The sequence below is a fragment of the Roseivirga misakiensis genome, assembly GCF_001747105.1.
GTDB classification, from domain to species: Bacteria; Bacteroidota; Bacteroidia; order Cytophagales; family Cyclobacteriaceae; genus Roseivirga; species Roseivirga misakiensis.
The window spans coordinates 469,382-493,900 of record NZ_MDGQ01000005.1; the positions used below are offsets into that span (position 1 = coordinate 469,382).

22 protein-coding genes are annotated in these 24,519 nt (G+C 39.9%); 13 read left to right on the top strand and 9 right to left on the bottom strand.

Annotated elements, in window-relative coordinates; all coding sequences use genetic code 11:
* Positions 1-238: 238 nt before the first annotated feature.
* The 3 genes from BFP71_RS09840 to BFP71_RS09850 form a co-directional block, all read right to left on the bottom strand.
* Entirely contained in the window at positions 239-766 is a 528-nt protein-coding gene (locus BFP71_RS09840; RefSeq protein ID WP_069835304.1) for a transposase, read from the bottom strand.
* 90 nt (positions 767-856) lie between these two features.
* A complete protein-coding gene (locus tag BFP71_RS09845; protein ID WP_069835305.1) occupies positions 857-1,048 on the bottom strand; it encodes a DUF4177 domain-containing protein in 192 nt (63 codons plus the stop codon).
* Between the two features lie 128 nt (positions 1,049-1,176).
* Positions 1,177-1,854, bottom strand: coding sequence for an SMI1/KNR4 family protein (locus tag BFP71_RS09850; RefSeq protein WP_069835306.1), 678 nt, complete (start codon positions 1,852-1,854; stop codon positions 1,177-1,179).
* Positions 1,855-2,209: 355 nt separating this feature from the next.
* Here BFP71_RS09850 and hisG point away from each other — a divergent pair, with 355 nt between their 5' ends.
* Genes hisG through hisB form a run of 4 tightly spaced genes read left to right on the top strand, consistent with a single transcriptional unit; the run spans position 2,210 to position 6,499 of the window.
* Positions 2,210-3,070 (top strand): ATP phosphoribosyltransferase, encoded by an 861-nt coding sequence (hisG, locus tag BFP71_RS09855; RefSeq protein WP_069835307.1) that lies wholly within the window; start codon positions 2,210-2,212, stop codon positions 3,068-3,070.
* Positions 3,067-4,356, top strand: coding sequence for a histidinol dehydrogenase (hisD, locus tag BFP71_RS09860; RefSeq protein ID WP_069835308.1), 1,290 nt, complete (start codon positions 3,067-3,069; stop codon positions 4,354-4,356). Before hisG ends, hisD begins: the two co-directional genes overlap by 4 nt.
* On the top strand, positions 4,337-5,398 hold the full coding sequence (gene hisC, locus BFP71_RS09865; RefSeq protein ID WP_317040709.1) for a histidinol-phosphate transaminase: 1,062 nt from the start codon (positions 4,337-4,339) through the stop codon (positions 5,396-5,398). Before hisD ends, hisC begins: the two co-directional genes overlap by 20 nt.
* 3 nt (positions 5,399-5,401) lie before the next feature.
* Positions 5,402-6,499, top strand: a complete 1,098-nt coding sequence (hisB, locus tag BFP71_RS09870; protein ID WP_069835309.1) for a bifunctional histidinol-phosphatase/imidazoleglycerol-phosphate dehydratase HisB — start codon at positions 5,402-5,404, stop codon at positions 6,497-6,499.
* A 61-nt stretch (positions 6,500-6,560) separates the two neighbouring features.
* On the opposite strand, the gene BFP71_RS09875 is transcribed toward hisB, so the two are convergent.
* Entirely contained in the window at positions 6,561-6,947 is a 387-nt protein-coding gene (locus BFP71_RS09875) for a DUF3471 domain-containing protein (RefSeq protein WP_069835310.1), read from the bottom strand.
* Between the two features lie 220 nt (positions 6,948-7,167).
* Here BFP71_RS09875 and BFP71_RS09880 point away from each other — a divergent pair, with 220 nt between their 5' ends.
* Positions 7,168-8,088: a hypothetical protein gene (locus tag BFP71_RS09880; RefSeq protein WP_069835311.1), complete on the top strand. Its 921-nt coding sequence runs from the start codon at positions 7,168-7,170 to the stop codon at positions 8,086-8,088.
* Positions 8,089-8,090: 2 nt separating this feature from the next.
* Here the strand turns inward: BFP71_RS09880 and BFP71_RS09885 are convergent, their stop codons facing one another.
* Positions 8,091-8,525 carry a DUF1801 domain-containing protein gene (locus BFP71_RS09885; RefSeq protein WP_069835312.1) on the bottom strand — a complete coding sequence of 145 codons (435 nt, stop codon included), beginning with the start codon at positions 8,523-8,525 and terminating at the stop codon, positions 8,091-8,093.
* Between the two features lie 69 nt (positions 8,526-8,594).
* Entirely contained in the window at positions 8,595-9,959 is a 1,365-nt protein-coding gene (locus tag BFP71_RS09890; RefSeq protein WP_069835313.1) for an SPFH domain-containing protein, read from the bottom strand.
* Between the two features lie 593 nt (positions 9,960-10,552).
* On the opposite strand from BFP71_RS09890, the gene BFP71_RS09895 reads away from it, so the two are divergent.
* The 5 genes from BFP71_RS09895 (at position 10,553) to hemL (ending at position 18,289) form a co-directional block, all read left to right on the top strand.
* A complete protein-coding gene (locus BFP71_RS09895; protein WP_069835314.1) occupies positions 10,553-10,885 on the top strand; it encodes a PadR family transcriptional regulator in 333 nt (110 codons plus the stop codon).
* Between the two features lie 13 nt (positions 10,886-10,898).
* A complete protein-coding gene (locus BFP71_RS09900; protein ID WP_176723344.1) occupies positions 10,899-13,514 on the top strand; it encodes an ABC transporter permease in 2,616 nt (871 codons plus the stop codon).
* A gap of 118 nt (positions 13,515-13,632) precedes the next feature.
* Complete coding sequence (guaA, locus tag BFP71_RS09905) at positions 13,633-15,162, top strand: glutamine-hydrolyzing GMP synthase (protein WP_069835316.1); 1,530 nt, start codon at positions 13,633-13,635, stop codon at positions 15,160-15,162.
* Between the two features lie 65 nt (positions 15,163-15,227).
* On the top strand, positions 15,228-16,979 hold the full coding sequence (locus tag BFP71_RS09910; RefSeq protein ID WP_141719724.1) for a hypothetical protein: 1,752 nt from the start codon (positions 15,228-15,230) through the stop codon (positions 16,977-16,979).
* Positions 16,980-16,981: 2 nt separating this feature from the next.
* Positions 16,982-18,289: a glutamate-1-semialdehyde 2,1-aminomutase gene (hemL, locus tag BFP71_RS09915; protein WP_069835318.1), complete on the top strand. Its 1,308-nt coding sequence runs from the start codon at positions 16,982-16,984 to the stop codon at positions 18,287-18,289.
* On the opposite strand, the gene BFP71_RS09920 is transcribed toward hemL, so the two are convergent.
* From BFP71_RS09920 to BFP71_RS09930, 3 genes are all read right to left on the bottom strand, one after another.
* The gene (locus tag BFP71_RS09920; protein WP_088124974.1) at positions 18,264-19,442 is read right to left on the bottom strand and encodes a DUF3667 domain-containing protein; all 1,179 of its coding nucleotides are present in this window, start codon (positions 19,440-19,442) and stop codon (positions 18,264-18,266) included. The genes hemL and BFP71_RS09920 overlap by 26 nt on opposite strands.
* A 124-nt stretch (positions 19,443-19,566) precedes the next feature.
* Positions 19,567-20,208 carry a hypothetical protein gene (locus tag BFP71_RS09925; RefSeq protein WP_069835320.1) on the bottom strand — a complete coding sequence of 214 codons (642 nt, stop codon included), beginning with the start codon at positions 20,206-20,208 and terminating at the stop codon, positions 19,567-19,569.
* Between the two features lie 221 nt (positions 20,209-20,429).
* Entirely contained in the window at positions 20,430-20,939 is a 510-nt protein-coding gene (locus tag BFP71_RS09930; protein ID WP_069835321.1) for a DUF4442 domain-containing protein, read from the bottom strand.
* A gap of 46 nt (positions 20,940-20,985) precedes the next feature.
* Between BFP71_RS09930 and BFP71_RS09935 the strand changes: the two genes are divergently transcribed.
* From BFP71_RS09935 to BFP71_RS09945, 3 genes are read left to right on the top strand one after another with little or no spacing between them, the layout of a single operon-like run.
* The gene (locus BFP71_RS09935; protein WP_088124975.1) at positions 20,986-22,110 is read left to right on the top strand and encodes an NAD(P)/FAD-dependent oxidoreductase; all 1,125 of its coding nucleotides are present in this window, start codon (positions 20,986-20,988) and stop codon (positions 22,108-22,110) included.
* A 42-nt stretch (positions 22,111-22,152) separates the two neighbouring features.
* A complete protein-coding gene (gene nhaC, locus BFP71_RS09940) occupies positions 22,153-23,619 on the top strand; it encodes a Na+/H+ antiporter NhaC (protein ID WP_069835323.1) in 1,467 nt (488 codons plus the stop codon).
* Positions 23,616-24,200 carry a 3'-5' exonuclease gene (locus BFP71_RS09945; protein WP_069835324.1) on the top strand — a complete coding sequence of 195 codons (585 nt, stop codon included), beginning with the start codon at positions 23,616-23,618 and terminating at the stop codon, positions 24,198-24,200. Before nhaC ends, BFP71_RS09945 begins: the two co-directional genes overlap by 4 nt.
* Positions 24,201-24,519 lie beyond the last annotated feature (319 nt).

The window sequence follows — 24,519 nt, forward strand, 5'->3', positions numbered from 1 at the left end:
TTGATTTTTTTTGCTAAGACAATTAAGAGCTGAGGCTATCTAACTGTTTTAGAATAATTTATTAAAATAGACATAAAGCAGGAGTAAATTGTAGGATATTGTATTTATTCTTAGTGATTAGGCTCCGCTAGAGCAAGGATGTTTCAGAACTAAAAGTTTTTTAACCATTCAGATTTGAAGTAGGTTGTTTGAGTTTTCTCCCTTGTTGGTGTTGTCACCAACAAGCCAATGCCGTTGATTAACCACCAAAACATTCCATATAATGTCTCAAGAAGCTAAATTTATTGTCATTATCCTCATAAAATGAGGCAGAAGAGTATTGATACTGGACAAAATCGTCAGCAAGGTTCCATTTGCCACTGACTGGATTAGCATGTATATAGTTTAACTTTTGCTCTAACATATTTCTGCTTAATAGGTCTATAGACAAAGCGTTTCTTTGCCAAAACTGATACCTTCTGTCTTTTAAGTTTACCTCGAATTTAGAAAGTAAGTGAGGGTTGTGCTTTTGTAAATGAAACTTGATCTGTTGTCCAGTAAACTTAAGGAAATCCCGTTGTACATCTTTGAGAAGGTGTTTGTTCGATATTCTCCAAATTAAATGAATATGATTTGGCATAATCACGAAGCCATAGACTCTGACTCTATTCTCCTTACACAGGTATGTAAGTGAATCAATGATGACCTGTTTATTGTGGTGGTCATATAATGCTGGTATCCATTGATATATAGTAGCTGTAAAAAATTGAATACCATGTGTGTGCACGATTCAATTTAAGAAGATTATCTTGGTTTGCTCGTTGGTGAAAACACCAACAAGAGACGGGAGAAAAAATCCATCTTTACTTTTCAGAGATTACACTTCCTTTTCAAAAATCAATTCGAAGTAGCTGGAAGAACCATAGCCAGATGTTGAAGGCGCAAAGATCTGCTTAAATCGCCAACCTTTCTTGGCATAAGCTGCGATTACTTCTTTATAATCCACTTTCGGTTTTGCGCTCAAGAAACCAGATTTCAATTCAATTTTGACGAATTCATATTTATACATGATAAACCCTTTTCTTATAGATTTTATTATTCCTAAAATATCGAATCAATCGTAAAGATTCGGATATAAGATGACTAAACACTATACGCTCTTGTTGGTGTTCTAACCAACAAGGCAATGAATGTTGATTAGTAGCCGAATTCTTCAAAGTTTTCTCTTTGCATTACCATCCAATTCTCCCAATAAATCCTTCCAGTAGAACCAGCTCCATCTGGGTCAATTGAGAAGAAGTCAGGTAATATTTTAAAGTTTTTTTGTGTCTTCTTCTCGATTAAATAATGCGTTAAACACTCTAATAGCTTGTTGAAAGAAGAGAAGATTATTTCGGAAAGTCCGTCCAAGTCACCCTGATACTCATGATCATATACACGGATAGGGAAATCCTTTTTCTCCAGCTGTCCTCTTAAGTCAAATACTAAAGGGCCCGTATCATTTCCTTCATCGGCAAAAGGAACAAGTCCTTGAGGAATTAATTTTTGCGGAATGTGCCAATCAAGAATATTCCTTAAATATTCCAATGGTCGAGTGGGTAAAGATGAAGGAAGTCTTATGATAGAACAGTCGCCATCCTCAAAAAAGTATCTTCGGTGCCATTCTATGAAATTCTCTGGCAAAACAACATTAAAGTGGTTTTCTATTTTCTGATAGTCTTCAATTGTTAGTCTTCCGGGTAAGATTTTCCACTCATACCAACCATCTTCGTCAATTTTAGATTGTATCATTTCCTTTGGAACCTCCTCCCTGAAAACCATCTTCATTCCAGGTTGCCAATAAGCATTGAAAAATTGTTCTATTAAATCAGTCATACGATTTTTCGCCCTTGTTAGTGTTGTCACCAACTAGCCAATGCTGTTGATTAACCACCAAAACATTCCATATAATGTCTCAAGAAGCTAAATTTATTCTCATTATCCTCATAAAATGAGGCAGAAGAGATTCGCCGGTTAATAAAATCTTTTGATAGGCGGGCTTGTGGAATTATAAGCGACAACTATCTTTGCACTCGATGTACGCAAATTCACATATCGCACCCAGCGCAGCTTATGCACATCATTTCCATCATCTCGGTTGAGATGTATATAAAACTATGTGGCCTACGCGGTCGCAAGAATTCCCAACTTTCTTAAATCATTTTACACTAATTACAGTTCTTACATCCAGATGGATAATACATTACGCATAGCAGTACAGAAAAAGGGTCGTTTGAGTGATGATTCTTTAAAACTTATAAAAGAGTGTGGCATCAAATTCAACAATGGTGCGGGCAAGTTAAAGGCCAATTCAACCAACTTTCCAATGGAATTTCTCTTCCTTAGAGATGATGATATTCCCGGTTATGTTCAAGATGGTATTGCCGATATTGGTATAGTTGGAGGCAATGAGGCAGAGGAGAAAAATAAGGATGTCGATACGGTTAAAAACCTTGGGTTCTCTAAATGCAGATTATCGTTAGCGATCGATAAAAACGAAACATATAATGGAGTTGAAGACTTCGAGGGCAGGAGCCTAGCTACATCATATCCAAAGATTCTCGGAGATTACCTCAAATCGAAAAATGTCAACGCCGAAATTAACGAAATCAGTGGTTCAGTTGAAATTGCACCAAGTATCGGTTTAGCTTATGGTATCTGTGATATAGTCAGTTCGGGGTCCACACTTTTGAGCAATGGCTTAAAAGAAGTAGAGGTGATCTACAAGTCGGAAGCTGTACTTTTGGCGAATAAAAATCTAAGTGCTGAAAAACGCGAGATTCTTGATCGTTTTATCTTTAGAATTGAGTCGGTACAAGCCGCAAAAAACAACAAATATATCTTAATGAATGTGCCGAACGAGTCTGTTCAGCAGATCATTGATATACTTCCGGGTATGAAAAGCCCAACAGTTATGCCATTGGCCGATGAAGGCTGGAGTTCTGTGCATACTGTTATTCAAGAAGACGATTTTTGGGAAATTATTGAAGCATTGAGAGGTGCTGGGGCAGAAGGTATATTGGTGGTGCCAATCGAAAAAATGATCTTATGAAAACAGTAGTTAACCCTGTAAAGTCTACATGGTCGGAGCTACTGGCCAGGCCAACCATGGACTTGGAATCGATAGAGGGATTGGTAAGACCGGTGATGGAGTCAGTTCAGTCTCGTGGTGATTCAGCATTACGCGAGTTCACTGAGAAATTTGATGGCGTTTCTTTGTCAGATCTACAGGTTACGACAGAGGAGATTAGTCAAGCGATCAGCCAAGTGGATGATGATTTAAAGGCAGCGATTTCTATTGCTAAAAAGAACATTGAGACCTTTCACCAAGCACAAAAAGACGATTTCGTGAAGGTGGAAACAATGCCTGGAGTCAATTGCTTCAGGAAGTCTGTTGGGATAGATAAAGTAGGTTTATATATCCCGGGAGGCACCGCGCCGCTATTTTCTACAGTATTGATGTTGGCTGTACCGGCTAAAATTGCTGGCTCTCGGGAGCTTGTACTTTGTACCCCTCCTGATAAAAGTGGCAATGTTCATCCAGCCATACTTTATACGGCACAATTGGTCGGCATCGAAAAAATCTTCAAAGTTGGTGGAGCTCAAGCTGTTGCCGCTATGACTTTCGGAACAGAAACTATACCTCAAGTATACAAGATTTTTGGGCCAGGGAATCAATATGTCACAGCGGCCAAGCAATTGGCTATGAAATACGGTGTGGCTATCGATATGCCCGCAGGCCCTTCGGAAGTTGCAGTTTACGCCGATGAATCAGCAGTGCCAGCCTTTGTAGCGGCAGATTTACTTTCTCAGGCCGAACATGGTGTGGATTCACAAGTCGTTTTGGTCGCTTCTTCAGAAGAGATCGTCAATGAGGTGAAAGCCGAAGTTGCTGATCAGTTAAAGACATTGCCGAGGGCAGAGTTTGCCGAAAAAGCCTTGTCAAATAGTATCGCGATCGTGTTGTCTGACGAAGATCAAGCGATTGATTTGTTAAATGAATATGGGGCAGAGCACTTGATTCTTTCGGTCAAGAAACCCTGGGGAGTTGCCAATCGCATTGTAAATGCTGGCTCGGTCTTTTTGGGTAATTATACGCCAGAATCGGCGGGAGATTATGCGTCAGGCACCAATCACACCTTACCGACAAATGGCTATGCTAAAATGTATAGCGGTGTTTCACTTGATAGTTTCGTGAAAAAGATAACATACCAAGAAATTACGCCGCAGGGTCTTTCTGTTTTGGGGCCAGTGGTGGAAACTATGGCTGCTGCGGAGGAATTAGAAGCACATAAAAACGCGGTTACCTTAAGGTTAAATGAGATTAATAATGTTTGATCCTAACGAACTTTTAAGACCTCATCTGAAAAATTTGGTGCCATATTCTTCGGCTAGAGAAGATTATAAAGGCAGTGAAGGTGTCTTTTTAGATGCGAACGAGAATCCTTTTGGGTCGATTACCGAAGAGAATTGGAACCGATACCCAGACCCATATCAAGTAAAATTGAAAGGTCGAATTGGCGAGATTAAATCTGTCAGTGCCGATCGCATTTTCCTAGGAAATGGAAGCGACGAACCGATCGATTTACTGTTTAGGGCTTTCTGCGAACCTGGTGTCGATAATGTGATTATCAATCCGCCGACTTATGGTATGTATAAGGTGAGCGCCGACATTAATAACGTTGAAGCCCGCGAAGTATTAATGACGCGAGACTTCGACCTAGATGTAGATGGCATTCGACAAGCCATAGATGATCAGACTAAAATCGTATTTATCTGTTCGCCAAATAATCCTTCGGGCAACGATGTTGATTTAACCAAGATTGAGGCCATATTGAAGGAATTCAATGGGTTAGTAGTCATCGATGAGGCCTATATTGATTTCACTGAAAGAGCTTCTTTTATCGATCGCTTAGATGAGTTTCCTAACCTAATTGTGCTACAAACTTTTAGTAAAGCTTGGGGATTGGCAGCACTTCGTTTGGGAATGGCCTTTTGTTCGAAGGAAGTCTTAAATGTTTTGAATAAGATAAAGGCACCTTACAACTTGAGTGGCCTCACTCAAGAAACTGTTTTTGAAGCTTTGAAAGATGTGAAGCGAAAAGATGATATGGTGAGGGACATTTTGGTGAATAAAGAGACACTGAAGGTCGCTTTAGAAGGTTTGGAACGAATAGAAAAAGTATATCCTTCAGATGCGAATTTTTTCTTAGTAAAAACGCGCAAGGCACGTCAACTTTACGAAGATTTAATTGGGCACCAAGTCATATTAAGAGATCGCTCAAAAGTAGCTCTTTGCGAAGAGGGTATTAGAATTACGGTTGGAACAAAATCTGAGAACAGGATTTTAATCCAGACTTTGAAGGAAATAGGCAATTAAAGAATGAAAAAGGTACTTTTTATAGATAGGGACGGTACAATAATCGTTGAACCACCAATAGATTTTCAGGTTGATTCTTTGGAGAAACTCGAGTTTTTACCGGGAGCAATTTCTAACCTTAGAAAAATTGCTGAACAGCTCGATTTTGAATTGGTCATGGTGACAAATCAAGACGGTTTGGGCTCAGATTCTTTTCCAGAAGATACCTTTTGGCCTGCTCAGAACAAAATGTTGAAAACACTCGAAGGGGAAGGCGTGGTTTTCAATGAAATATGCATTGATCGTACTTTTGAAGCAGAAAATGCCCCAACCCGTAAGCCTAGAACAGGACTATTGACGAATTACTTGGAAGGCGATTATGATCTAGCCAATTCCTACGTTTTAGGAGATAGAAAAACGGATATTCAACTAGCCGAAAACTTAGGAGCGAGAGCGATATTTATATCAGAAGAATCCGATAAACGTGCTGCACTTTCCACAACTAGTTGGGATGAAATTTTCAGTTACTTACAAATGCCAGCACGGACTGCTGAAATTCATCGTGTAACAAAAGAGACTGATATTCTCATACACTTGAATTTAGATGGTACTGGGCAGTGTGATAATGATACGGGTTTAGGCTTCTTCGATCATATGCTAGATCAGCTGGGGAAACATTCGGGAGCCGATTTGACGGTCAAAGTAAAGGGAGATTTACATATAGATGAGCATCATACGATTGAAGACACAGCCCTTGCGCTGGGTGAAGCTTATTTAGAGGCGATTGGCGATAAAAAGGGAATTAATCGATATGGTTTCCTATTGCCAATGGATGAAGCACTTGCCCAAGTTGCCATCGATTTTAGTGGTCGGCCGTGGTTGGTTTGGGAAGCTGATTTCAAACGAGAAAAGGTGGGTGACATGCCGACAGAAATGTTTATGCACTTTTTCAAGTCATTTTCTGACACCTCAAAATCTAACCTAAACATTAAAGTTGAGGGGGATAACGAGCACCATAAAATCGAGGCTATCTTTAAAGCTTTTGCCAAGGCGATCAAAATGGCAATAAAAAGAAACCCAGATGAGCTCGATATTCTACCGAGTACAAAAGGGTTACTCTAATCGCGGTCAAACGAAATTACTATATAAGTCGTCAATTTTCGAATTTGACAACCTCGAGCTTTTAGTCTTCGTCTACTCGTATGGCTTCTAATTGTTGGCCATCTTCGCGGATCATGAGCAGTTTGGTGATTTTGTCTTTGTCGTTTTTCACAAATTCAATATCTACACCGAATGCTTTGAGGAAAAAACGACTATTCGTGATAGGTACCAGTTCGTAAACCTTCTCATCTGGTCCAACGGCCTGCAGGTTGTTTTTCTCAATTTCAATTTTAAGAAAAGTGTCCTTTTGCATTTCATAACTACCTACGTAGGCTTTCATGGTCTTCTTCGGTACTGTAATGCCTTGCTCTTGCTTACTTTGAGCTTGGCCGCCGAATTGGAACAACGCTATGGCGATTAAGGTGAACAAGCTTACTCTTATGGTTTGTTGTTTTTGATTTGTTTTCATGGTCTTTGCTGTTATTTAAAGAGAAGACTTTCAATGGGTTAATGTGGTTAACAAGCCTATTTCACTAATCTACAAGTTGGCTGAATCGCTCTTTGAAATCAGATTATTTCTAGACCAAAACCGAAAGCAATAGAGGCTAAAGTATCTCAGCTAACAGTTAGGTGTTAAATTTTTCCACTTTTAAGCTCCTATGTTTTACTTTCGACCTTGAATTTCAGCCATGAAGAAGATTTTTTGCCTTTTCCTCATCCTAACGGTTCATCAACTATCGGGTCAAAACCTGGATTGGTGGGATGCCCTGCATGACTATCCTAACGCGGCTGGAACAGATCGTGATCGATACGTGAGCATATCACCAGGTTATTTTGGGCCAAATGCCTTAAGAATTCCAGTCCTCCGAAATGGCAAAATTGATAATGAGCTATGGTCAGAAAATACTATTGAATATCATTTTGGTCAAGGTGATAATACATTGAATCACTGGTCTGAATTCAATATTCCATTGGCTAAGGATAAAGCTGTTCTTTATGTGCAAAGTATTGCGTGGGAATATTGGGAGGTGACAGATGAGATCCGCGATGAACGCAGAATGCGTAGTAGAAGTGGCATTGGCTGGAATACAGGAGATACTTCGTTCGGGGTTATTCTTAGAATTGCCAATGAAGATAAGTCTCGCTTGCCGAACATTACTTTTAGAGCACACTCTAAAACCACAACTGGTGGAAATGTAAGCAATGCACGTTTCACCGATGCGAGTATGTTCTTCTGGGAAGCAACTGTTAGTAAGACCATTCTAAAAACAGATGATAGTAGTCTTTTATTAAAGGGAATGTTGGGCTTTTACACTTGGCAAACCAATAAAAACGGATTGCCAAACGGTTCCGATTTCTTTCAAAATGATGCAGGTACTTATGGTGTAGGAATTGAATGGACTAAGGGTAAATGGTTTGTCGCAAGTGATGTCTCTGGTTATCATGGTTATATTGAAAACCGAGATACACCAAGTGCATGGCGCAATCAGATACAATACAGACTTGGTAAACACATTGCGCTTTACTCCAATTTCAATGTAGGCTTAAATAGTTGGGGCTGGCAAACGGTAACGATCGGCTACCGCCATTTCTTTAAGACGATAGATTAAAACTACAATCCAAGTGTAGGCAGTTTCTTTACCTTGTGATAAGTCAATGCTGTAGCTATACATTGTTTTAAAATGTCCACTGGTGGATCATTATCCAAAGGCAATATTATAGCTCTATTTCCTTCGAAACTTAAAGTATCACCAAAAACAAACCTGAAAGTCGGCACTAACTGACTTGTACATTGAAAGTATAAAGCATATTGATTTGGATTTTTCGTTTTCCAATCAATTCTTAGCGTACTGCCATGTTTAGTGAGGTAAGCAGGCTCGCCCCATTTCAATGTTTCTTCAAGGTCTTCTACACCATGAGTTTCATTTGCAACAGTAATGATCAATTCGCGAAGCTGATCCATTTTGGCTTTAACATCTTCAGGGTACTTCTCGAACTTTGTGTCAACTGCTGGGTTGGATGCTACGACTAAACTGTTACTACTCATTTTATGGGTGTGATACTTCGTTATGGACAAATTGAATAAAAAAAAGGAGAGTGAAAACTCTCCTTGGTATTAGTTGCCTCCTTTACCAGAGTTGGTCAACTGTTTGGTCATGGCCGCGCCTATCAAAGCCTCTAGTGGTGTGCCGCCATCATCACCACCTGATATAATCATAGTGGTTGGGAATTTGATTTTAGCAATTTGCTGTGCTACACCTATGGCAATTTGCTTTTCTAGTTCCGCTCTTTGCTGCGGTGTTAAACCTGCCGATACAAGTTTCGCGTTTTGGTAGGATTCAGCATCAGCTTTTACCTTTTGAGCCGTGGCTTTTAGACGCTCAGTTTCTAGTGCAATGGCTGCTAACTTTTTGTTAGTTTCCTCTTGTTTAAGCTTTGTTTCAATTGAAATCAAAGCCTTTACTTGCTCTTTCTCCTGTGTTACACGCTCTCCTGCCTTATCACGCTCACCTTCGGCAATAATTCTGGCTTGGGCATCTTTGGCAGTTTTAATTTTTTGCTGCTCTAATTGACGCTTCGCAGATTCGTCTCGTTGTGCTTCTAACCGTTGTTTAAAGACCTGCTCAAGTACTACGTCGTCTACGATCACTTGAGCCACGATAATATTGTTCTCATTTATATCGTGAGGTATTCTAATGAACTGGCCATTTTCATCTTTCCGCTTGTTTACCTCATAACGTGTCTGTACCTCCTTGATCTCGCGCTCGCCCTGCTCAATGGCAGTTATTATAGTATCCCGATACTCGGTTTTCTCTACACTAAAAGCACCATCTTTTAATTGCTCTTCGATAGAAACTCTGAAGTCAGAAGCCGAACCTGATATATAGTCCTGTGCCGCAAACATGTAACCCGTGTTAGATACAACCTCTCGCACGGTAGGTATTAGGGTGTTTTGTGCAAGATTTTGTAAGCTACGGAACTCGATAGCCAACTCGATGAAAGACTCCTTGTCTGCAGGTAGCTGAAAACGAGTTGATAACTTTGTAGTAGCCGTGACTTGGTCGATGAATCGTATGGGAATTGGGTCCATTTGACCCTCAATATCATTCGTGTCATCCCCTGGGTTCACCACTTTTACGTCGATAAACTTTTGCCAAGGTGTTATTTTGGCAAAGCCCCTAAACTTAATTCCTTCCGTCATAATGGCACTTTTTTTACCATTTGGATAAACTAGAAAGTATTGATATCCAGGTTCTGCCCAAAAGAATAAATTCGGTAAGGTGACAAACGTTAGGCCAGCAATTACCATGGTCATGGAGACCTTGCGGCTAAACATGAGGAGCCATGTCGGCGATTTTGACTTGATTTTTTCAAGATGCCCAGAAGTATTCTCCTTGAATTTATCTTCATCAGAAAGGAGGGGTCTGATGATTAAAGTGATTATTCCGATGATTAATAAAATGATTCCGAAAAGTATCATAGTTGTAAGTTTTAAGATGAAACATAGTTTGACTGATCTGCCCGTTTGGCAAATGCGATGATGGTTAACATGGTTGTGTATTAGATGGCGTCGATTGGTTGCCAAATTGTGATTTAACCCAAAATGCTATGGGTTTAATTCACTATGTGAAAAGGAATTATCGATGTGTCCAACACTGCCGAGTGGCCTTGAATGCCGCGTGCTGGTAGTGTTTTTAAAATCGATTCTCTTTAGAAAATCTAATGCTCCTCGATGGAGGTTCTGAAAGGATTTCCCAATAATCCCGGCTCAAGCGAGTGCTTGACTTTTGAGGGATTTGAAATGGGAGTAAAGTTTTCATGGTATTTAAGATTAGATGTTTCTTTTTCTGAAACACAATAATATATACGGTAATATATCGTAAAATGTTACATGTACAGAATAATATTTTATATATATGAAATATCGGAATATAGTTCTGTTTTGGTAAATCCTCATTATCAGCAAATTAGAGTTGTAGCTTCGATGAGCTCTAATGCTACCTCGTGAAATTTGACTCCTTTTTTTACTTATATATAAGAAAATTATATATTGTGTTTTCTTATATAAAAACTATGTACTCAAAAGAACTAATAAGAGGTACACTTAGAACAATAATTCTAAAGTTGCTTTCCGAAAATGGGGAGATGTATGGCTATGAAATTACCCAAAAGGTAAAAGAGCTTTCCTCGAATGAAATTAGCCTCACTTTTGGGGCGCTATATCCTACACTTCACAAGTTAGAGAAAGAAGGGATTGTTACCACCAAGTCTAGAGAGGTGGATAACAGGACGAGGAAGTATTACGCCTTAACAGATGCTGGTAATGAGGCCGCAAGAATCAAAATAGAAGAGTATTTCCAATTCGCTAAAATGATGAACCTAATCATGATTTCCGATGGTGACTAGAAGCCAAGTGAACATGATCACTCGGATGGTGAGATCGAGAAACATCAAAAGCTTTTCAATTGAAGAGGAGCTTATTGATTTCATCTCTTGCGAAATCGAAGAGAAGATGAACCGAGGCGAGACATTCGAGAATGCCCTCGAAGAGGTATTCGCCTCGATGAACTTCGAGTCAAAAACAGAAGTCAACAAACTCAAAAGGCTTAGTCAGCCAAACACAATCGATATGTTACATAATTATTTAAAAATTGCTTTAAGAAACATTTCGCGGTACAGGGTCAATGCTGCGATTAACATTTTCGGATTAGTCATTTCATTGACTGCGGCCCTTACGATTGGCCTATATTTGAAATATGAAAACTCATTTGATGCTCAATATCCTGAAGGGGATAGACTATATAGAGTAAATACGATTTCTAATTTGGGCCAAACGCCAACCCACATGACATCTGTTTCCGCTAAGCTGATCCCTGAGGTTAAAGCAAATATTCCAGAGATTGAAGCTTCCTCAGGTTTGTTTCTTGCCATTCTAAATCAACCGCTAAAATGGAGCGATGGAGTTTTCTTTAATAACCTAATCTCGGCAGTGGAAAGTGATTTCCCGAAAATGATGGGGTTGAAGGAAACCAAAGGGTCAATTGAAAATGCTTTTACAAAGGTGAATACTGTTCTTGTTTCTGAGAAACAGGCAAAGAATATCTTTGGAGAGATTAATCCAATAGGAGAAATTTTAGAAATAAAAGTCAATGATAAATTACTTCGGCTAGAGGTAGCTGCAGTTTATGAAGACCTTCCTCCGAATACTCATTTTGCCGAAAACCGTTGGACAGATTTCGGATTTCTTATCTCCAACAAAACACTAGAAGGTTTTTCTGGAAATAAGCCCACTTGGACTTCCATAAATGGTTCTGCCTATGTAAAGCTGAGTGAAGGAGTGTCTGTTGAAGATGCGGAACAAAAAATTAACGACCTGATTGAACAGCGGTTTGGGAAAAATATTTGGTATGAGCATTACTTACAGCCAGTATCTGATATCCACCTGAATAAAGGTGATTTAGAGATTGGATCGGAAGGTAGTTATGCTCAATTAAAGCTCTTTGTGCTCGTAGGGATAATTATAGTCTTTATAGCCTGTATAAATTACGTGAACTTGACAACTGCACAAGCTTCGATTAGGCTAAAAGAGGTGGGTGTAAGAAAAGTGATTGGCGCGAGGAGACGACAATTTTTAACTCAATTCCTTGTTGAAGGCACGCTCATTTCTTGCATAAGCTTGATCTTAGCTTCGGTATTAGTCTTAATACTTATTCCCTTTTTAAATTCTAAATTTTCATTGCATTTGGGTTTAGGCCTTGCGGAAAATACCGGTGAATTCGTTGTATTTATAGTTCTCGGTCTTCTCATTAGCCTGGTTTGTGGTATTTATCCAGGTTGGTACCTCTCGCGAATGAAGGCAAACCAATTACTTAGAGGTGGTGGGGCTCTCAGTTCTGGAGGAGGCTTATTGAGGAAGGTTTTGGTAACTGTCCAGTATGTAACCTCCATTACTTTGATAGTAGCAACGCTCATTATAACAAGTCAGATGAACTTTATGAGTGAAAAGGACCTCGGCTTCGATAAGGAAGAAGTTGTGTACTTGACCCTTGATTATAAAGTAGCGGCTAAATATGGAGAAGTAGTTTATCAGGAAATCATAAAGGAAAGTGGTATCGTAGCTGCCTCACTTACAGGCGCTTCTCTCGGGGATGGTAATATGCCAGGTAATCGTATCATAGTTGGCACCGAAGACCCTGAGGATAATAATCAAATGCTTCAAGTTTTGGCGGTTGGTGATGATTTTCATAAAGCTTTAGGACTCACAATGAAAGAAGGACGTTGGTTTTCTGCCGATTATGCTACTGATAAGGCAAAAGGTTTTGTAGTGAATGAGACGTTTGTGAAACATTTTGGGCTCGAAGAACCTTTGGGTGTAGCAATAAACCGAAATGGTCAGGAAGGTAGCATCATTGGGGTCGTTAAGGATTACCATTTTAAATCTATGCGGAATGAAATCGAACCATTGGTAATGCACCAAAGCGAGAACCCTCAGTTCGATTATTGGAATATTGCAGTTCGTTTGGCCGAAGGAGATAAGGCCAATGCATTAAGGCGATTAGAAGAGATATGGACAAGTGTTATTCCTGAGTATCCTTTTGATTATGAGTTCTTGGACGATAAAATAGATCAGTATTATAAGTCAGATCAATATTTTGCCATGGTATTCAGGATTTTCTCATTCATTGCGATCCTTGTTTCTTGTTTAGGACTAATTGGGTTAGTTGCTTTTACTACGCAGCGAAGGGCAAAAGAAATTGGGGTTAGAAAAGTACTTGGTGCCTCCATCACCACCATAGTAAGCTTGTTATCAAAAGATTATCTCAGGCTGATCATTATAGCGGCGCTGGTGTCTATTCCTATAGCCTATTATGCCATGGATGATTGGTTAGATAATTTTGTCTACAGCATAGGTATTCAGCCGCATGTCTTTATTTTAGGATTACTCATTACGATCGTTTTATCATGGTTATCAGTAAGTTATCTTTCTATTAGGGCAGCAAAGGCTAATCCAGCAGAGTCATTGCGATCGGAATAAATGAATATGAAATAGGAATTAAATACCTAATCTGTTCAAGGCCTAATATTAGCCCAATTGTCACTAGAAATACTGTCTAAATATTAGTGATTAGTCAGGGCTAATATTATTTTTGCGCATGGCAGAACAGATACTGATTCTCGACTTTGGTTCACAGTACACGCAGCTTATAGCCAGAAGAGTTCGAGAGCTTGATGTATATTGCGAAATACATCCATTTAACAATATTCCTGAAATTACTCCCGACATAAAAGGTGTTATCCTTTCTGGTAGCCCTTGTTCGGTAAGAGAAGAAGATGCACCTGATTTAGACTTAGAACAATTTAGAGGTAAGCTGCCTGTTTTGGGTATTTGCTATGGTGCACAATTGATGGCTCAGAAGTTCGGTGGCAACGTTATGCCATCCGAAATTAGGGAGTATGGCCGTGCTAGACTGAGTCGCGTAGATGGACATCATGATTTGTTAAAAGAGATCAGTCTAGATTCCCAAGTATGGATGTCACATGCCGATACAATTTCGGTTCTTCCAGATAATTTTGAAATCATTGCCAGTACTGCCAGCGTTGAAATGGCGGCTTATAAAATCAAAGAAGAGGATACTTATGGGATTCAGTTTCACCCAGAAGTAACACATTCCGAAGAAGGTAAAACATTACTGAGAAATTTTGTAGCGCATATCTGTAATTGCTCGCAGGATTGGACGCCAGATATGTTTGCCGAAACGGTAATAGCCGAGCTCAAAGAACAACTTGGAGATGATAAAGTGGTTCTAGGCCTTTCAGGTGGAGTAGATTCCTCCGTAGCCGCTATTCTAATTCATAAAGCGATCGGTGAGAACCTTCATTGTATTTTCGTTGATAACGGACTACTTCGCAAGAACGAATTCGAGTCAGTTTTGGACTCATATAAAGGAATGGGGCTGAATGTGAAAGGAGTTGATGCGAAAGATCAGTTCTATGAAGCATTAAAAGGTATCTCTGATCCTGAAGGTAAAAGAAAGGCTATTGGTCGCGTATTTATAGAGGTTTTCGACCAAGAGGCACAAAAGATTACTGGGGTAAAATGGTTAGGGCAAGGAACCATCTACCCAGATATTATTGAATCTGTTTCAGTAAAGGGACCATCCGCGACAATAAAATCTCATCACAACGTTGGTGGATTGCCAGAGAAGATGAATTTGAAAGTGGTAGAGCCATTAAAAACACTCTTCAAAGATGGTGTGAGAAACGTTGGCAGAAGCTTAGAAATAGATCAAAACATCCTTGGTCGGCACCCTTTCCCAGGGCCTGGTTTAGGTATCAGAATTTTGGGTGATGTTACTGCCGAGAAAGTGGCCATACTACAAGAAGTAGACTACATTTTCGTGGAAGGCCTTAAGAAAAGAGGTATTTACGATGAAGTTTGGCAAGCAGGTTCCATGCTGTTACCAGTTCAATCTGTGGGCGTAATGGGAGACGAGCGAACCTATGAACGCGTTGTCGCCCTTAGAGCCGTAACCAGTGTGGACGGAATGACAGCGGACTGGAGTCATCTGCCATATGATTTTCTACAGGACGTTTCTAACGAAATAATTAATAAAGTTAAAGGAGTCAATAGAGTTGTATATGACATTAGCTCTAAACCACCAGCGACTATAGAATGGGAGTAATTCGTAAGTACTTTGTGGCGGTTGTTTTGGTTTTGTGCAGTTTGCTGCAAGCCAAAGGCCAAAATGTGAAAACTCTTTTCGAAGAAGGAAAACAACTCTTTGATCAAGAGCAATACGCATTGGCCTTAGCAAAGTTTGCCCCTCTAACTTCACTTGATCAATCAAACGATATGGTGAGATATGCGGCTTATTTCTATGCCATATCTGCCCATAAGTCAGGAGACAATGTGACTGCCAAAAATATGTTCTTGCAGGTTTTACGCAAGTACCCAAATTGGGACGTCACCAATGATATCAATTATTGGTTGGGCTTTTTGGCCGCAGAAAGGGGCGACCTCAGTGATACCTTTAGCTACTTAGCCAAAGCCGAAACAATTGATACCAAACAAAAAAATGCCGTAAAGCAAAAGGCACTTCTTGGAGAGGTGGATATGGGTATATTGAAAGAATTACTCGCTGAGTATCCAGAAGATAATCTCATTGCTTCAAAACTTGCCAATGGAATTTTAGCCTTAGATGTAGAAGATCAAGACATTGATTTATTAAACGAACTCCAGTCCACATATTCACTGGATTTGGATTTGAGTATCGATGGCATAGAATCCTCCCCAAAGAAGTCGACCTACAATGTCGGCTTATTTTTGCCTTTCGCATATAGCAGCGATTCTGCAAGACTAGTAAGGTCTATGACTACTTGGACAACAAGGATGTATCAAGGTGTGAGCCTAGGAGTAGATAAATTGAAAGAAGAAGGTATCGACTTGAATTTGATTACGATCGATACGCGTAATAGCGAAACACGCCTTTTCGAAATGATCAGGAGCGGAGAGCTTGACGATTTAGATCTCATTATCGGTCCTGTTACGCAAAGCGCGGTGCAATTGATTACGGGCTTTTCGAAGAACAAAAGAATCAACATGGTTAATCCACTTTCTTCTAATAGCGATATTTTAACCGATAATCCTTTTGCATTTCTTTACTACCCAAGCAATGAATCTTTGGCTATAAAAGCGGCTGATTATGCTCGCGTTAATTTTACTAGAAATAAGAATGTCGCAGTCTTTTATAGCGGCTTTGCCGATAAGGCAAGGGCTGACCTTTACAAGCAAATCATAGAAAAAGACTCCTTCAATGTGACGATTTTTCAAGAGGTGCGTGAAAACGAGTCTGCCTACATTCAAACCCTTTTATCTGAAGAGCATGAACAAGATAAGGATTCAGCTGTTGTGGCAAATATGATTGCCGAAATGGATTCTTTAAGAGAAGCAGGCGAAGAAGATTGGGAAATCTATATGCCTAGAGATTTTGTGTATGATACACTAAAAATATTACCGGATAGTATAGGGCATGTATTCATTGCATCTGATTTTTCATCGTTAGCCTCAAGTGCTTTGAGCGGCATTGAAAGTAGACCTGATACAGTAGAGTATCTTTCGTCATCGAGGTTTTTGAGTACAGAAAACTCAATATCATTTGATCAACTGGAAAGGCTGAATGCCACATTTATTGGTTCAAACTTAATAGATTATACCACCGACGAGGTATCGACATTTAGGGAGTTATATGTAGAAAAATATTTAGCCAGTCCCATTAAAGAAGATCGTTTAGGCGATGCTTACATTGGGTATGACATCACAGTTACATTTGGCCGATTGCTGCAGCAATACGGAAAATACTTTCAAATAGGGCTAAAGCGGAAAGACGTTATCTCAGGAGAACTCACCGATAAGTTCAACTACAAATTCTCGAACGATAACCGCTATACACCGGTATTGAAAGTAAAGGAAGGTGTCGTGGTGCCTGTAGAAAAACATTAAATATGACAGCACATTCAAACAGCCAACGCCTTTTCGAAGAGGCGCAAAACTATATTCCTGGAGGTGTAAATTCACCAGTTCGTGCATTTAAAGCAGTAGGCGGCAACCCGCTCTTTATTAAATCAGCTAAGGGAGCATACATTACTGATCAAGACGATAATGCTTATATCGAATTGATCAACTCATGGGGACCAATGATTTTAGGGCATGGCAATACGCATATTCAGGCGGCCGTTGCTAAGGCCATCGAAGATTCGCTGTCTTTTGGGGCACCCACTGCCATAGAAGTTGAAATGGCAAAAATGATCTGCGGAATGGTGCCGAGCATCGAGAAAGTCCGTATGGTCAATTCAGGTACCGAAGCCACTATGTCGGCTATACGTTTGGCCCGTGGATTTACAGGTCGCGATAAGATTATCAAATTTGAAGGCTGTTATCATGGCCATGGAGACTCTTTCTTAATCGCAGCAGGTAGCGGCGCGATCACACTAGGGCAGCCAGATAGCCCAGGTGTAACTCAGGGAGTAGCCCGAGATACTTTAACCGCCCCATACAATAACTTGGATAGCGTTCATGAAATCGTCAAAGCAAATGACGGGCAGATCGCCGCAATCATTGTTGAGCCGGTGGCTGGAAATATGGGCTGTGTCTTACCTGCGGAAGGATTTTTGGAAGGCTTAAGGTCACTTTGCGATGAGGAAGGAATCGTTTTAATCTTCGACGAGGTAATGACCGGTTTTAGATTGTCGAAAGCTGGTGCTCAAGGCGTTTTTAATGTACAAGCGGATATTACCACACTCGGTAAGATCATTGGCGGAGGAATGCCAGTAGGAGCATATGGAGGGAAAAAGGAGATAATGGATTACGTATCGCCTCAAGGTCCCGTTTATCAAGCTGGTACACTTTCTGGAAACCCAGTAGCCATGGCCGCGGGACTTTCCATGCTTACTCAGATTAATGAAGACGAGACGCTCTATGCCGATCTCTCTAAGGCTACAGAAGCTCTAGAGGAAGGCTTTCAAGCTAATTTAGATGAGCTTGGCTTAGGCTATACCATGAATAGAATTGGCTCTATGATCAGCCTCTTCTTTACAGAAGAGCATGTAGTTGACTTTGACACAGCAAAAACTAGTAATATTGAGCTTTTTGGGAAGTATTTCAGGGAAATGCTGAACAATGGTGTCTATCTAGCGCCGTCGCAATACGAAAGTCTCTTTATTTCAAAATCAATCACTACAGATGCGGTAGGAAAAATAGTTGAGGCGAATAGAATAGCTTTAAAGGCTATCCATTATAATACCAAAAGCTAATAAATACTTCTAGCGAGAAAAACACAAAGAGGAAAAAGGAGTAGACATAGCCCACTATGTTGAACTTGATAAGTGTTTTAAACCAGCCCTGTCCATATACCTTTAAAAAAGAGATATACACGTAGGTGCTGACCAGTACGAAAGTAATAATGCCAATGGTCACACGCCAACTAGTAATATCAAGGTTTGGAAAGTTCCCTGGGGTAAAAACCTTAAACATTAAAAGTAAACCTAAGCCGTAGGTTAAGTAAGCAAAGGAGTGTACGTGTAAGGAATGAACTATATGTTTTATGTATAGATGTTTTCTTCTGACGTAAATGAACTTCAAGACCCCTGCAAAAAGCGGAATCAAGATGAACATCATTAAAGGCAAATTCCCCAAAACAAAGCCTTTGAACCCTTCGTCATTTTCAAAGATTTTCCTCACTTGACTAAAGAAGTGTGCTCGCTGGTCAGGATCTAGAAAGTTGCTTTCCATAAGGCCAGAGCCATAAGCAAGAGAGTCCATAAAAGCCTCATCGCTAATTCTCCTTTTATCGCGAGCCAAGCGATGAAATTTCTCCACCTTTCGTTCTTCCACCGGCGGCAAAGTCGTCGGCTTTATGGAAACAGAAAACTTCTCGATAGAATCTATTCCAATTTTTGAACTTAGCGAATCATAAAACTGATCAAAGGTTTCGATTCCAGAGAACAGATTAACTAATGAATCAGGTACGGCTTTTAATTTTATGTCGTCTGTAACTAATTTCCAGCGTTCACCGGTATTCATTTGCATCAGTCTCGTATCACCTGAGACTTTTATGTCTTCATCATCAATCAGCCTCAAATCAATTCCAGATAGCAAGAAGCTAATTGTGAAAAAGTAGAAGAGACTCATTACAAAATAGAGTCTGATAGGGTGTATGAAGTGCTTTATTTTTCCTTCTTGGAATCTGTTCGTCAGGTTACCTGGTTTGATTAAAAAAGGAATGGCACTGTGAGCCATTTTTGAATCAATTCCCAGATAGTTGTCAATGAACTCCTTCATTAAAGTCGAAAAAGTCACATTATTATCCGAGTTCGACTGCCCGCAATTCGGACAGAAATTATAGTTCTCTTCAAGAGAATGGCCACAGTTGTGGCAAATAGCACTTTTACGCTTCTTGGGCTTCATAGAAGAACCTGACTCAAAATCAAAGATAAGGGATGAATCGACAGTTCAAAAAGTTGATAAATGAAAAAAGTCAGCCTTTTTAGGTGCTGACTTTGGGTATTAGGTGTTTAGGTAAAGGTGATCTTTAAACCATATCGAGCAATAATTCGGATTGCTCTAATCGGCTATATCTTTTCGTGCTTTGCACAGGTACTAATTCTAATTTTATCCTGTTTAGAAGAAATTGGTTACCAGTTACGTAAATAACACTCGGAACCATGTTTTGTTTGATATGAACTTTATTAGAATTCTGATCAATGATGGCACCAGTCCAATCATTTTCAGAGATTCCATATTTCTGACATACCAGTGCACTGATATCTCTTTTGGTCTGAGGATTACTACTTCTAATTTCCATTTTACCAAAGAAGAATTGGTCTTGGTAGTAATGCATTTGAAGTATACACTTCACTTGCTTAATCATCAATCGATAATAAATAGTTGTGTGCTTATCAAGGCAAAGAGTTCTTTTGTCCTTGTAGTTCGGCTTGCCTAACTTTTTAATGGTTTCTTTTACGCTTTGGCCGAATTCTAATCCAAAAAATCGGATAGGTTTTTCGGTGTCGCGAGACGGAGTTGCGTCATGACTATTGAAGAGAACACTGAAGGAAGATCTAGAAACTAGAGCGTTTCTACCTTCATAAAAGTCGATTCTACTTTGCTGATAGCGCCGTCTTTTTTTGGAGCTAAGACTCCATTGGAAATCTGATGAAAACAGAGTTCGCATTGTCAATTATTCAAGTGTTTAGGTTCGGTGTTGTTCCTGAGAACGTCAACAAGATATGCAAAGAACTCGATAAAAGTCAAATATGTTTAGAACACAAATCTTCGTTTTTAGCCTGTTTTTAACCTTTTTGAGTACGATCAGATTTTAGATGTATGTGAAAAGCAATTATGTGTATCTACAAATATCCTTCTTTTTTTATACTAAAATCGGAAGGAACACAATCAAGCTTTTGTTTTGACTTTTTCCCAAGATTTTACCTGCCAGAAAATATGGCCTGTCGTTAATTGATTGCCTGCAGCATCATGAGAATGAACTTCGCAGTCTATGATCACGGCATCTTCTTTAGTTAAAGGATTGCGTACATGTTCATTTAGCCATTCGTCTTTGACACTATAGGTCACATATACATCCATCTTACCTTGGTAGTGATAGTTCATTTCCATTTTCTGCATAATGATCCTGAAGTCGCTTTGACCTAGCTTGCTTAACAAAACAAGACCTGTAGCATATTCCGATGCTGTTGCTAAGGCGCATGCATGGATGCCTCTGATGTGATTGAAGTTTATACGGCGGTAAGGAATTTTCACTTTTACTTCGTCATCACCCAGGCTGACAATTTTAAAACCGTGAGGCTTATTGAAGGGAATCATGCGAGCAAGCCCAAAGTTAAGTAGTGCTAAGTGTCTTTTGGAGGTTTTTGCCCGCTCCATCAATTTTTCAGGGTCCAACATTACAGAGATTTTCAACTAATTTAGAGCATCTAAACCATATTATATAATGCTGAGCTTTTGGGAGAAAGATGAATTTCTGAATTATGATGTTATCGTTATTGGAGCGGGTATAGTTGGGTTATCTACGGCCATCAGCCTAAAAGAACAGGATTCAGAACTGAGCGTGCTCGTCTTAGAGCGAGGAGTTTTCCCTACTGGTGCGAGCACCAAAAACGCCGGTTTTGCTTGTTTTGGTAGTTTAACGGAGATCTTATCCGACTTGGAAACACTGCCAAGTCAAGAAGTTTATAACCTTGTGAAATTAAGGTGGAAAGGCTTAAACCTACTGCGAGAAAGACTTGGAGACGAAGCTATAGACTACAAGAATTATGGTGGTTACGAGTTATTGAGTGAAAGCCAATTGGATTGTTTGGATCAGATGAACAATGTCAACGATCTGTTAAATCCACTATTCAAACAAGATGTATATAGCGCTGTTACCGATCGCCTACCTGATTTTAGGTTTGGGAAGGAAAAAGTTAAAGGGTTAATCTTCAACCCCCTAGAAAGCCAGATACATACTGGTAAAATGATGCGTGAACTTGCGATGTTAGCTCAGAGATTAGGCGTCAATATTTTGACTGGTACAACTGTGAAGAATTTTACGGACAACGGACAAGAATGTGAAGTGTTGACAAACGATGAGCTGACTTTTAAGGCGAAACGAGTAGCCATATGCACGAATGCATTCTCAAAGAAGTTGATCAAAGACGCCGAACTCAAGCCGGGAAGAGGAGTGGTCTTGATTACAAAGCCGATCAAAGGCTTAACATTAAAAGGTACCTTTCATTATGACGAGGGCTACTACTACTTTAGGAATTATCAGGATAGAATAATTTTTGGTGGTGGCCGAAATCTTGATTTAGAAGGAGAAAACACGACAGATTTCGAAATTCGGTCATTAATACTAGATAGATTGAAAACAGATCTCGAACAAATGATTATTCCAAACCATGATTTCGAAATTGACCACGTTTGGTCGGGGATTATGGCCTTTGGTCACAATAAAAAACCAATTTTAAAGAAACATAGCGAGAACGTTTTTATCGGAATCAGACTAGGTGGAATGGGAGTTGCTATTGGTAGTAAAGTAGGAGAAGAACTAGCGGAGTTGATGTATCCAACTACCTAATTTTCCTTATATTTCAGTTCTGATCTTTTCAGCTTAAAGTCTATGACCTACAATTACAAGAAGCCAACCCTACTTCAAGCCCTAATTCCAATTATTTTTCTAATCGTAGCACTCTTTTATAACGTGCTAGTTTTTGGCGATGGCGCGTTGGATGGCTCCAACCAAATCATTCTAATCCTTTCAGGAGGGGTAGGTGCGATCGTAGCCATGCGGTTGGGAATGAAATGGAAAGAGATAGAGAAAGGGATCGTTAAAACGATCAGTTCGGCCATGTCTTCGATAATTATTCTATTGTTAATTGGTTCGTTGGCAGGTACTTGGCTTTTATCAGGTGTAGTGCCAGCCATGATCTATTATGGTCTTCAAATACTAAACCCTACCATCTTTCTAGTTGCCGCTTGTATAGTTTGTGCGATTGTGTCTATTGCCACAGGAAGTTCTTGGACAACCGCTGCAACGGTTGGTATAGCCCTAATGGGCATAGGAAAAGCCTTAGGCGTACATGAGGGGATGATCGCTGGAGCCGTTCTTTCAGGAGCTTACTTTGGTGATAAAATGTCGCCACTTTCTGATACCACCAATTTGGCCCCAGCTATGGCAGGTACCGATTTGTTTACGCACATCAGGTACATGACCATCACCACAATTCCCTCAATAGGTATTGCATTAGTACTGTTTTTGATCCTTGGGTTTACACAAGGTGGATCTGGAGAAGTAACAGAAACTTCTGCGATTTTGACCGCCATAGAAAGCAAGTTTAATATTAGTGGTTGGTTGTTTTTAGTGCCTGCCGCAGTCGTTTTTCTCATTGTCAAAAAGGTGCCTGCAATCCCGGCTATACTAATCGGAGCACTCTTAGGAGGGGTTTTTGCCCTAATTTTCCAGCCAGAAGTAGTAAAAACCGTTGCCGATTCAACAGGTAGTACTGGGGAGTTGATGTTTGTAGGTATTATGAAGTCTCTCTTCGGAGACGTCGCAATTGTCACAGGTAATGGAGTAGTTGATGACTTATTGCAATCAGGAGGAATGGGCGGAATGCTCAAAACGGTTTGGTTGATTATCTCAGCGATGATTTTTGGTGGCGTAATGGAATCTAGTGGTCTATTAAAACGAATTGCAGAAGCAGTAATCACTAAGGTCAGCTCTACAGGCTCATTAGTAACAGCCACAGCTGGTACAACGATCTTTTTTAATGGAACTGCCTCTGATCAATACTTGGCGATTGTAGTGCCTGGCAGAATGTACGCCGACGTTTATAGAGAAAATGGGTTAGCGCCTGAAAATTTAAGTAGGACTTTGGAAGATTCGGGAACTGTTACTTCAGTTTTGGTGCCTTGGAATACTTGTGGCGCCTATCATTCCAACGTGTTAGGTGTGGCGACAGGTGCGTACTTACCCTACGCGTTCTTTAACCTTATTAGTCCGGTGATGACCATCACCGTCGCTTACTTGAACTTCAAGATTAGAAAGATCAAGCCAGGTTCAACACAAACTGAGGCTGCCGTATGATGTTTCCGCTTTCAATAACCAAAGATGAAGTGATGGAGCGTCCGCTAAAAAGCTACGATGGTAAAGTAGTCATTGCGGCAGACGATAAAAGTATTGCAGCGGCAATGGCAGAGATCGGCCAGTGCGATACTGTCGGTTTTGATACGGAAGCCAAACCTACCTTTAAAAAGGGCGAAATCCGAAATATTAGCCTAATACAAGTTGCTACACCAGACAAGGTTTTTCTTCTAAGAACTCAGCATACGGGTATTTCAAATGAATTACACACTTTCTTACAAGACCCCAATGTCACGAAAGTAGGCATAGGATTGTTAGATGATTATAATTTGCTGGATAGGCTTCGTCCCTTCAAACCAGACGGCTTTATAGATCTCAATAATACCTTTAATGAGCTCGGGGCAGAAAAAATAGGAGCTAGAAACTTGGCAGCCATGGTTTTAGATATCAGAATATCTAAATCTGCCCAAACCTCTAATTGGGAAGCTCATACACTTTCTGATAAACAAGTGAAGTATGCATCTACCGATGCATGGATTTGTCTAGAAATTTATAATAAACTCCTTTACTGGGGATACATTTAATCCCTACCTGTCTACACCTTGTCTACGCCTACCCCCTCTTTCTAATGCGGGGGACATTTACATTTGTTTATCCATTCATAGTTAAGGACTTAAGTCAAAACCTTGAATGAACAGAAGACCTTTGCAGAAGTTGGAAATGTTGAAGATAAGGTTATCTGTAAAAGATAAAATAGAGTTTATTTAGTACTATGTGTTTTGATGAGAAGAGCTGACCTAGACGAGGACAGCTCTTTCACTTTATAGCATAACTGATTTAACTCATTAGATTAAGATTTAATACTTTTATAGATACTGAACCAAAACTCAACCCTTACCCAGG

Coding starts and splice junctions, on each gene's coding strand:
- BFP71_RS09895 (WP_069835314.1), top strand. CDS start 10,553: ATGTACTCAAAAGAACTAATAAGAGGTACACTTAGAACAATAATTCTA.
- BFP71_RS09945 (WP_069835324.1), top strand. CDS start 23,616: ATGATGTTTCCGCTTTCAATAACCAAAGATGAAGTGATGGAGCGTCCG.
- hisG (WP_069835307.1), top strand. CDS start 2,210: ATGGATAATACATTACGCATAGCAGTACAGAAAAAGGGTCGTTTGAGT.
- BFP71_RS09845 (WP_069835305.1), bottom strand. CDS start 1,048: ATGTATAAATATGAATTCGTCAAAATTGAATTGAAATCTGGTTTCTTG.
- BFP71_RS09920 (WP_088124974.1), bottom strand. CDS start 19,442: ATGAAGCCCAAGAAGCGTAAAAGTGCTATTTGCCACAACTGTGGCCAT.
- BFP71_RS09875 (WP_069835310.1), bottom strand. CDS start 6,947: ATGAAAACAAATCAAAAACAACAAACCATAAGAGTAAGCTTGTTCACC.
- hemL (WP_069835318.1), top strand. CDS start 16,982: ATGACAGCACATTCAAACAGCCAACGCCTTTTCGAAGAGGCGCAAAAC.
- BFP71_RS09935 (WP_088124975.1), top strand. CDS start 20,986: ATGCTGAGCTTTTGGGAGAAAGATGAATTTCTGAATTATGATGTTATC.
- BFP71_RS09925 (WP_069835320.1), bottom strand. CDS start 20,208: ATGCGAACTCTGTTTTCATCAGATTTCCAATGGAGTCTTAGCTCCAAA.
- nhaC (WP_069835323.1), top strand. CDS start 22,153: ATGACCTACAATTACAAGAAGCCAACCCTACTTCAAGCCCTAATTCCA.
- guaA (WP_069835316.1), top strand. CDS start 13,633: ATGGCAGAACAGATACTGATTCTCGACTTTGGTTCACAGTACACGCAG.
- hisB (WP_069835309.1), top strand. CDS start 5,402: ATGAAAAAGGTACTTTTTATAGATAGGGACGGTACAATAATCGTTGAA.
- BFP71_RS09850 (WP_069835306.1), bottom strand. CDS start 1,854: ATGACTGATTTAATAGAACAATTTTTCAATGCTTATTGGCAACCTGGA.
- hisD (WP_069835308.1), top strand. CDS start 3,067: ATGAAAACAGTAGTTAACCCTGTAAAGTCTACATGGTCGGAGCTACTG.
- BFP71_RS09880 (WP_069835311.1), top strand. CDS start 7,168: ATGAAGAAGATTTTTTGCCTTTTCCTCATCCTAACGGTTCATCAACTA.
- BFP71_RS09900 (WP_176723344.1), top strand. CDS start 10,899: ATGATCACTCGGATGGTGAGATCGAGAAACATCAAAAGCTTTTCAATT.
- hisC (WP_317040709.1), top strand. CDS start 4,337: ATGAGATTAATAATGTTTGATCCTAACGAACTTTTAAGACCTCATCTG.
- BFP71_RS09885 (WP_069835312.1), bottom strand. CDS start 8,525: ATGAGTAGTAACAGTTTAGTCGTAGCATCCAACCCAGCAGTTGACACA.
- BFP71_RS09930 (WP_069835321.1), bottom strand. CDS start 20,939: ATGTTGGACCCTGAAAAATTGATGGAGCGGGCAAAAACCTCCAAAAGA.
- BFP71_RS09890 (WP_069835313.1), bottom strand. CDS start 9,959: ATGATACTTTTCGGAATCATTTTATTAATCATCGGAATAATCACTTTA.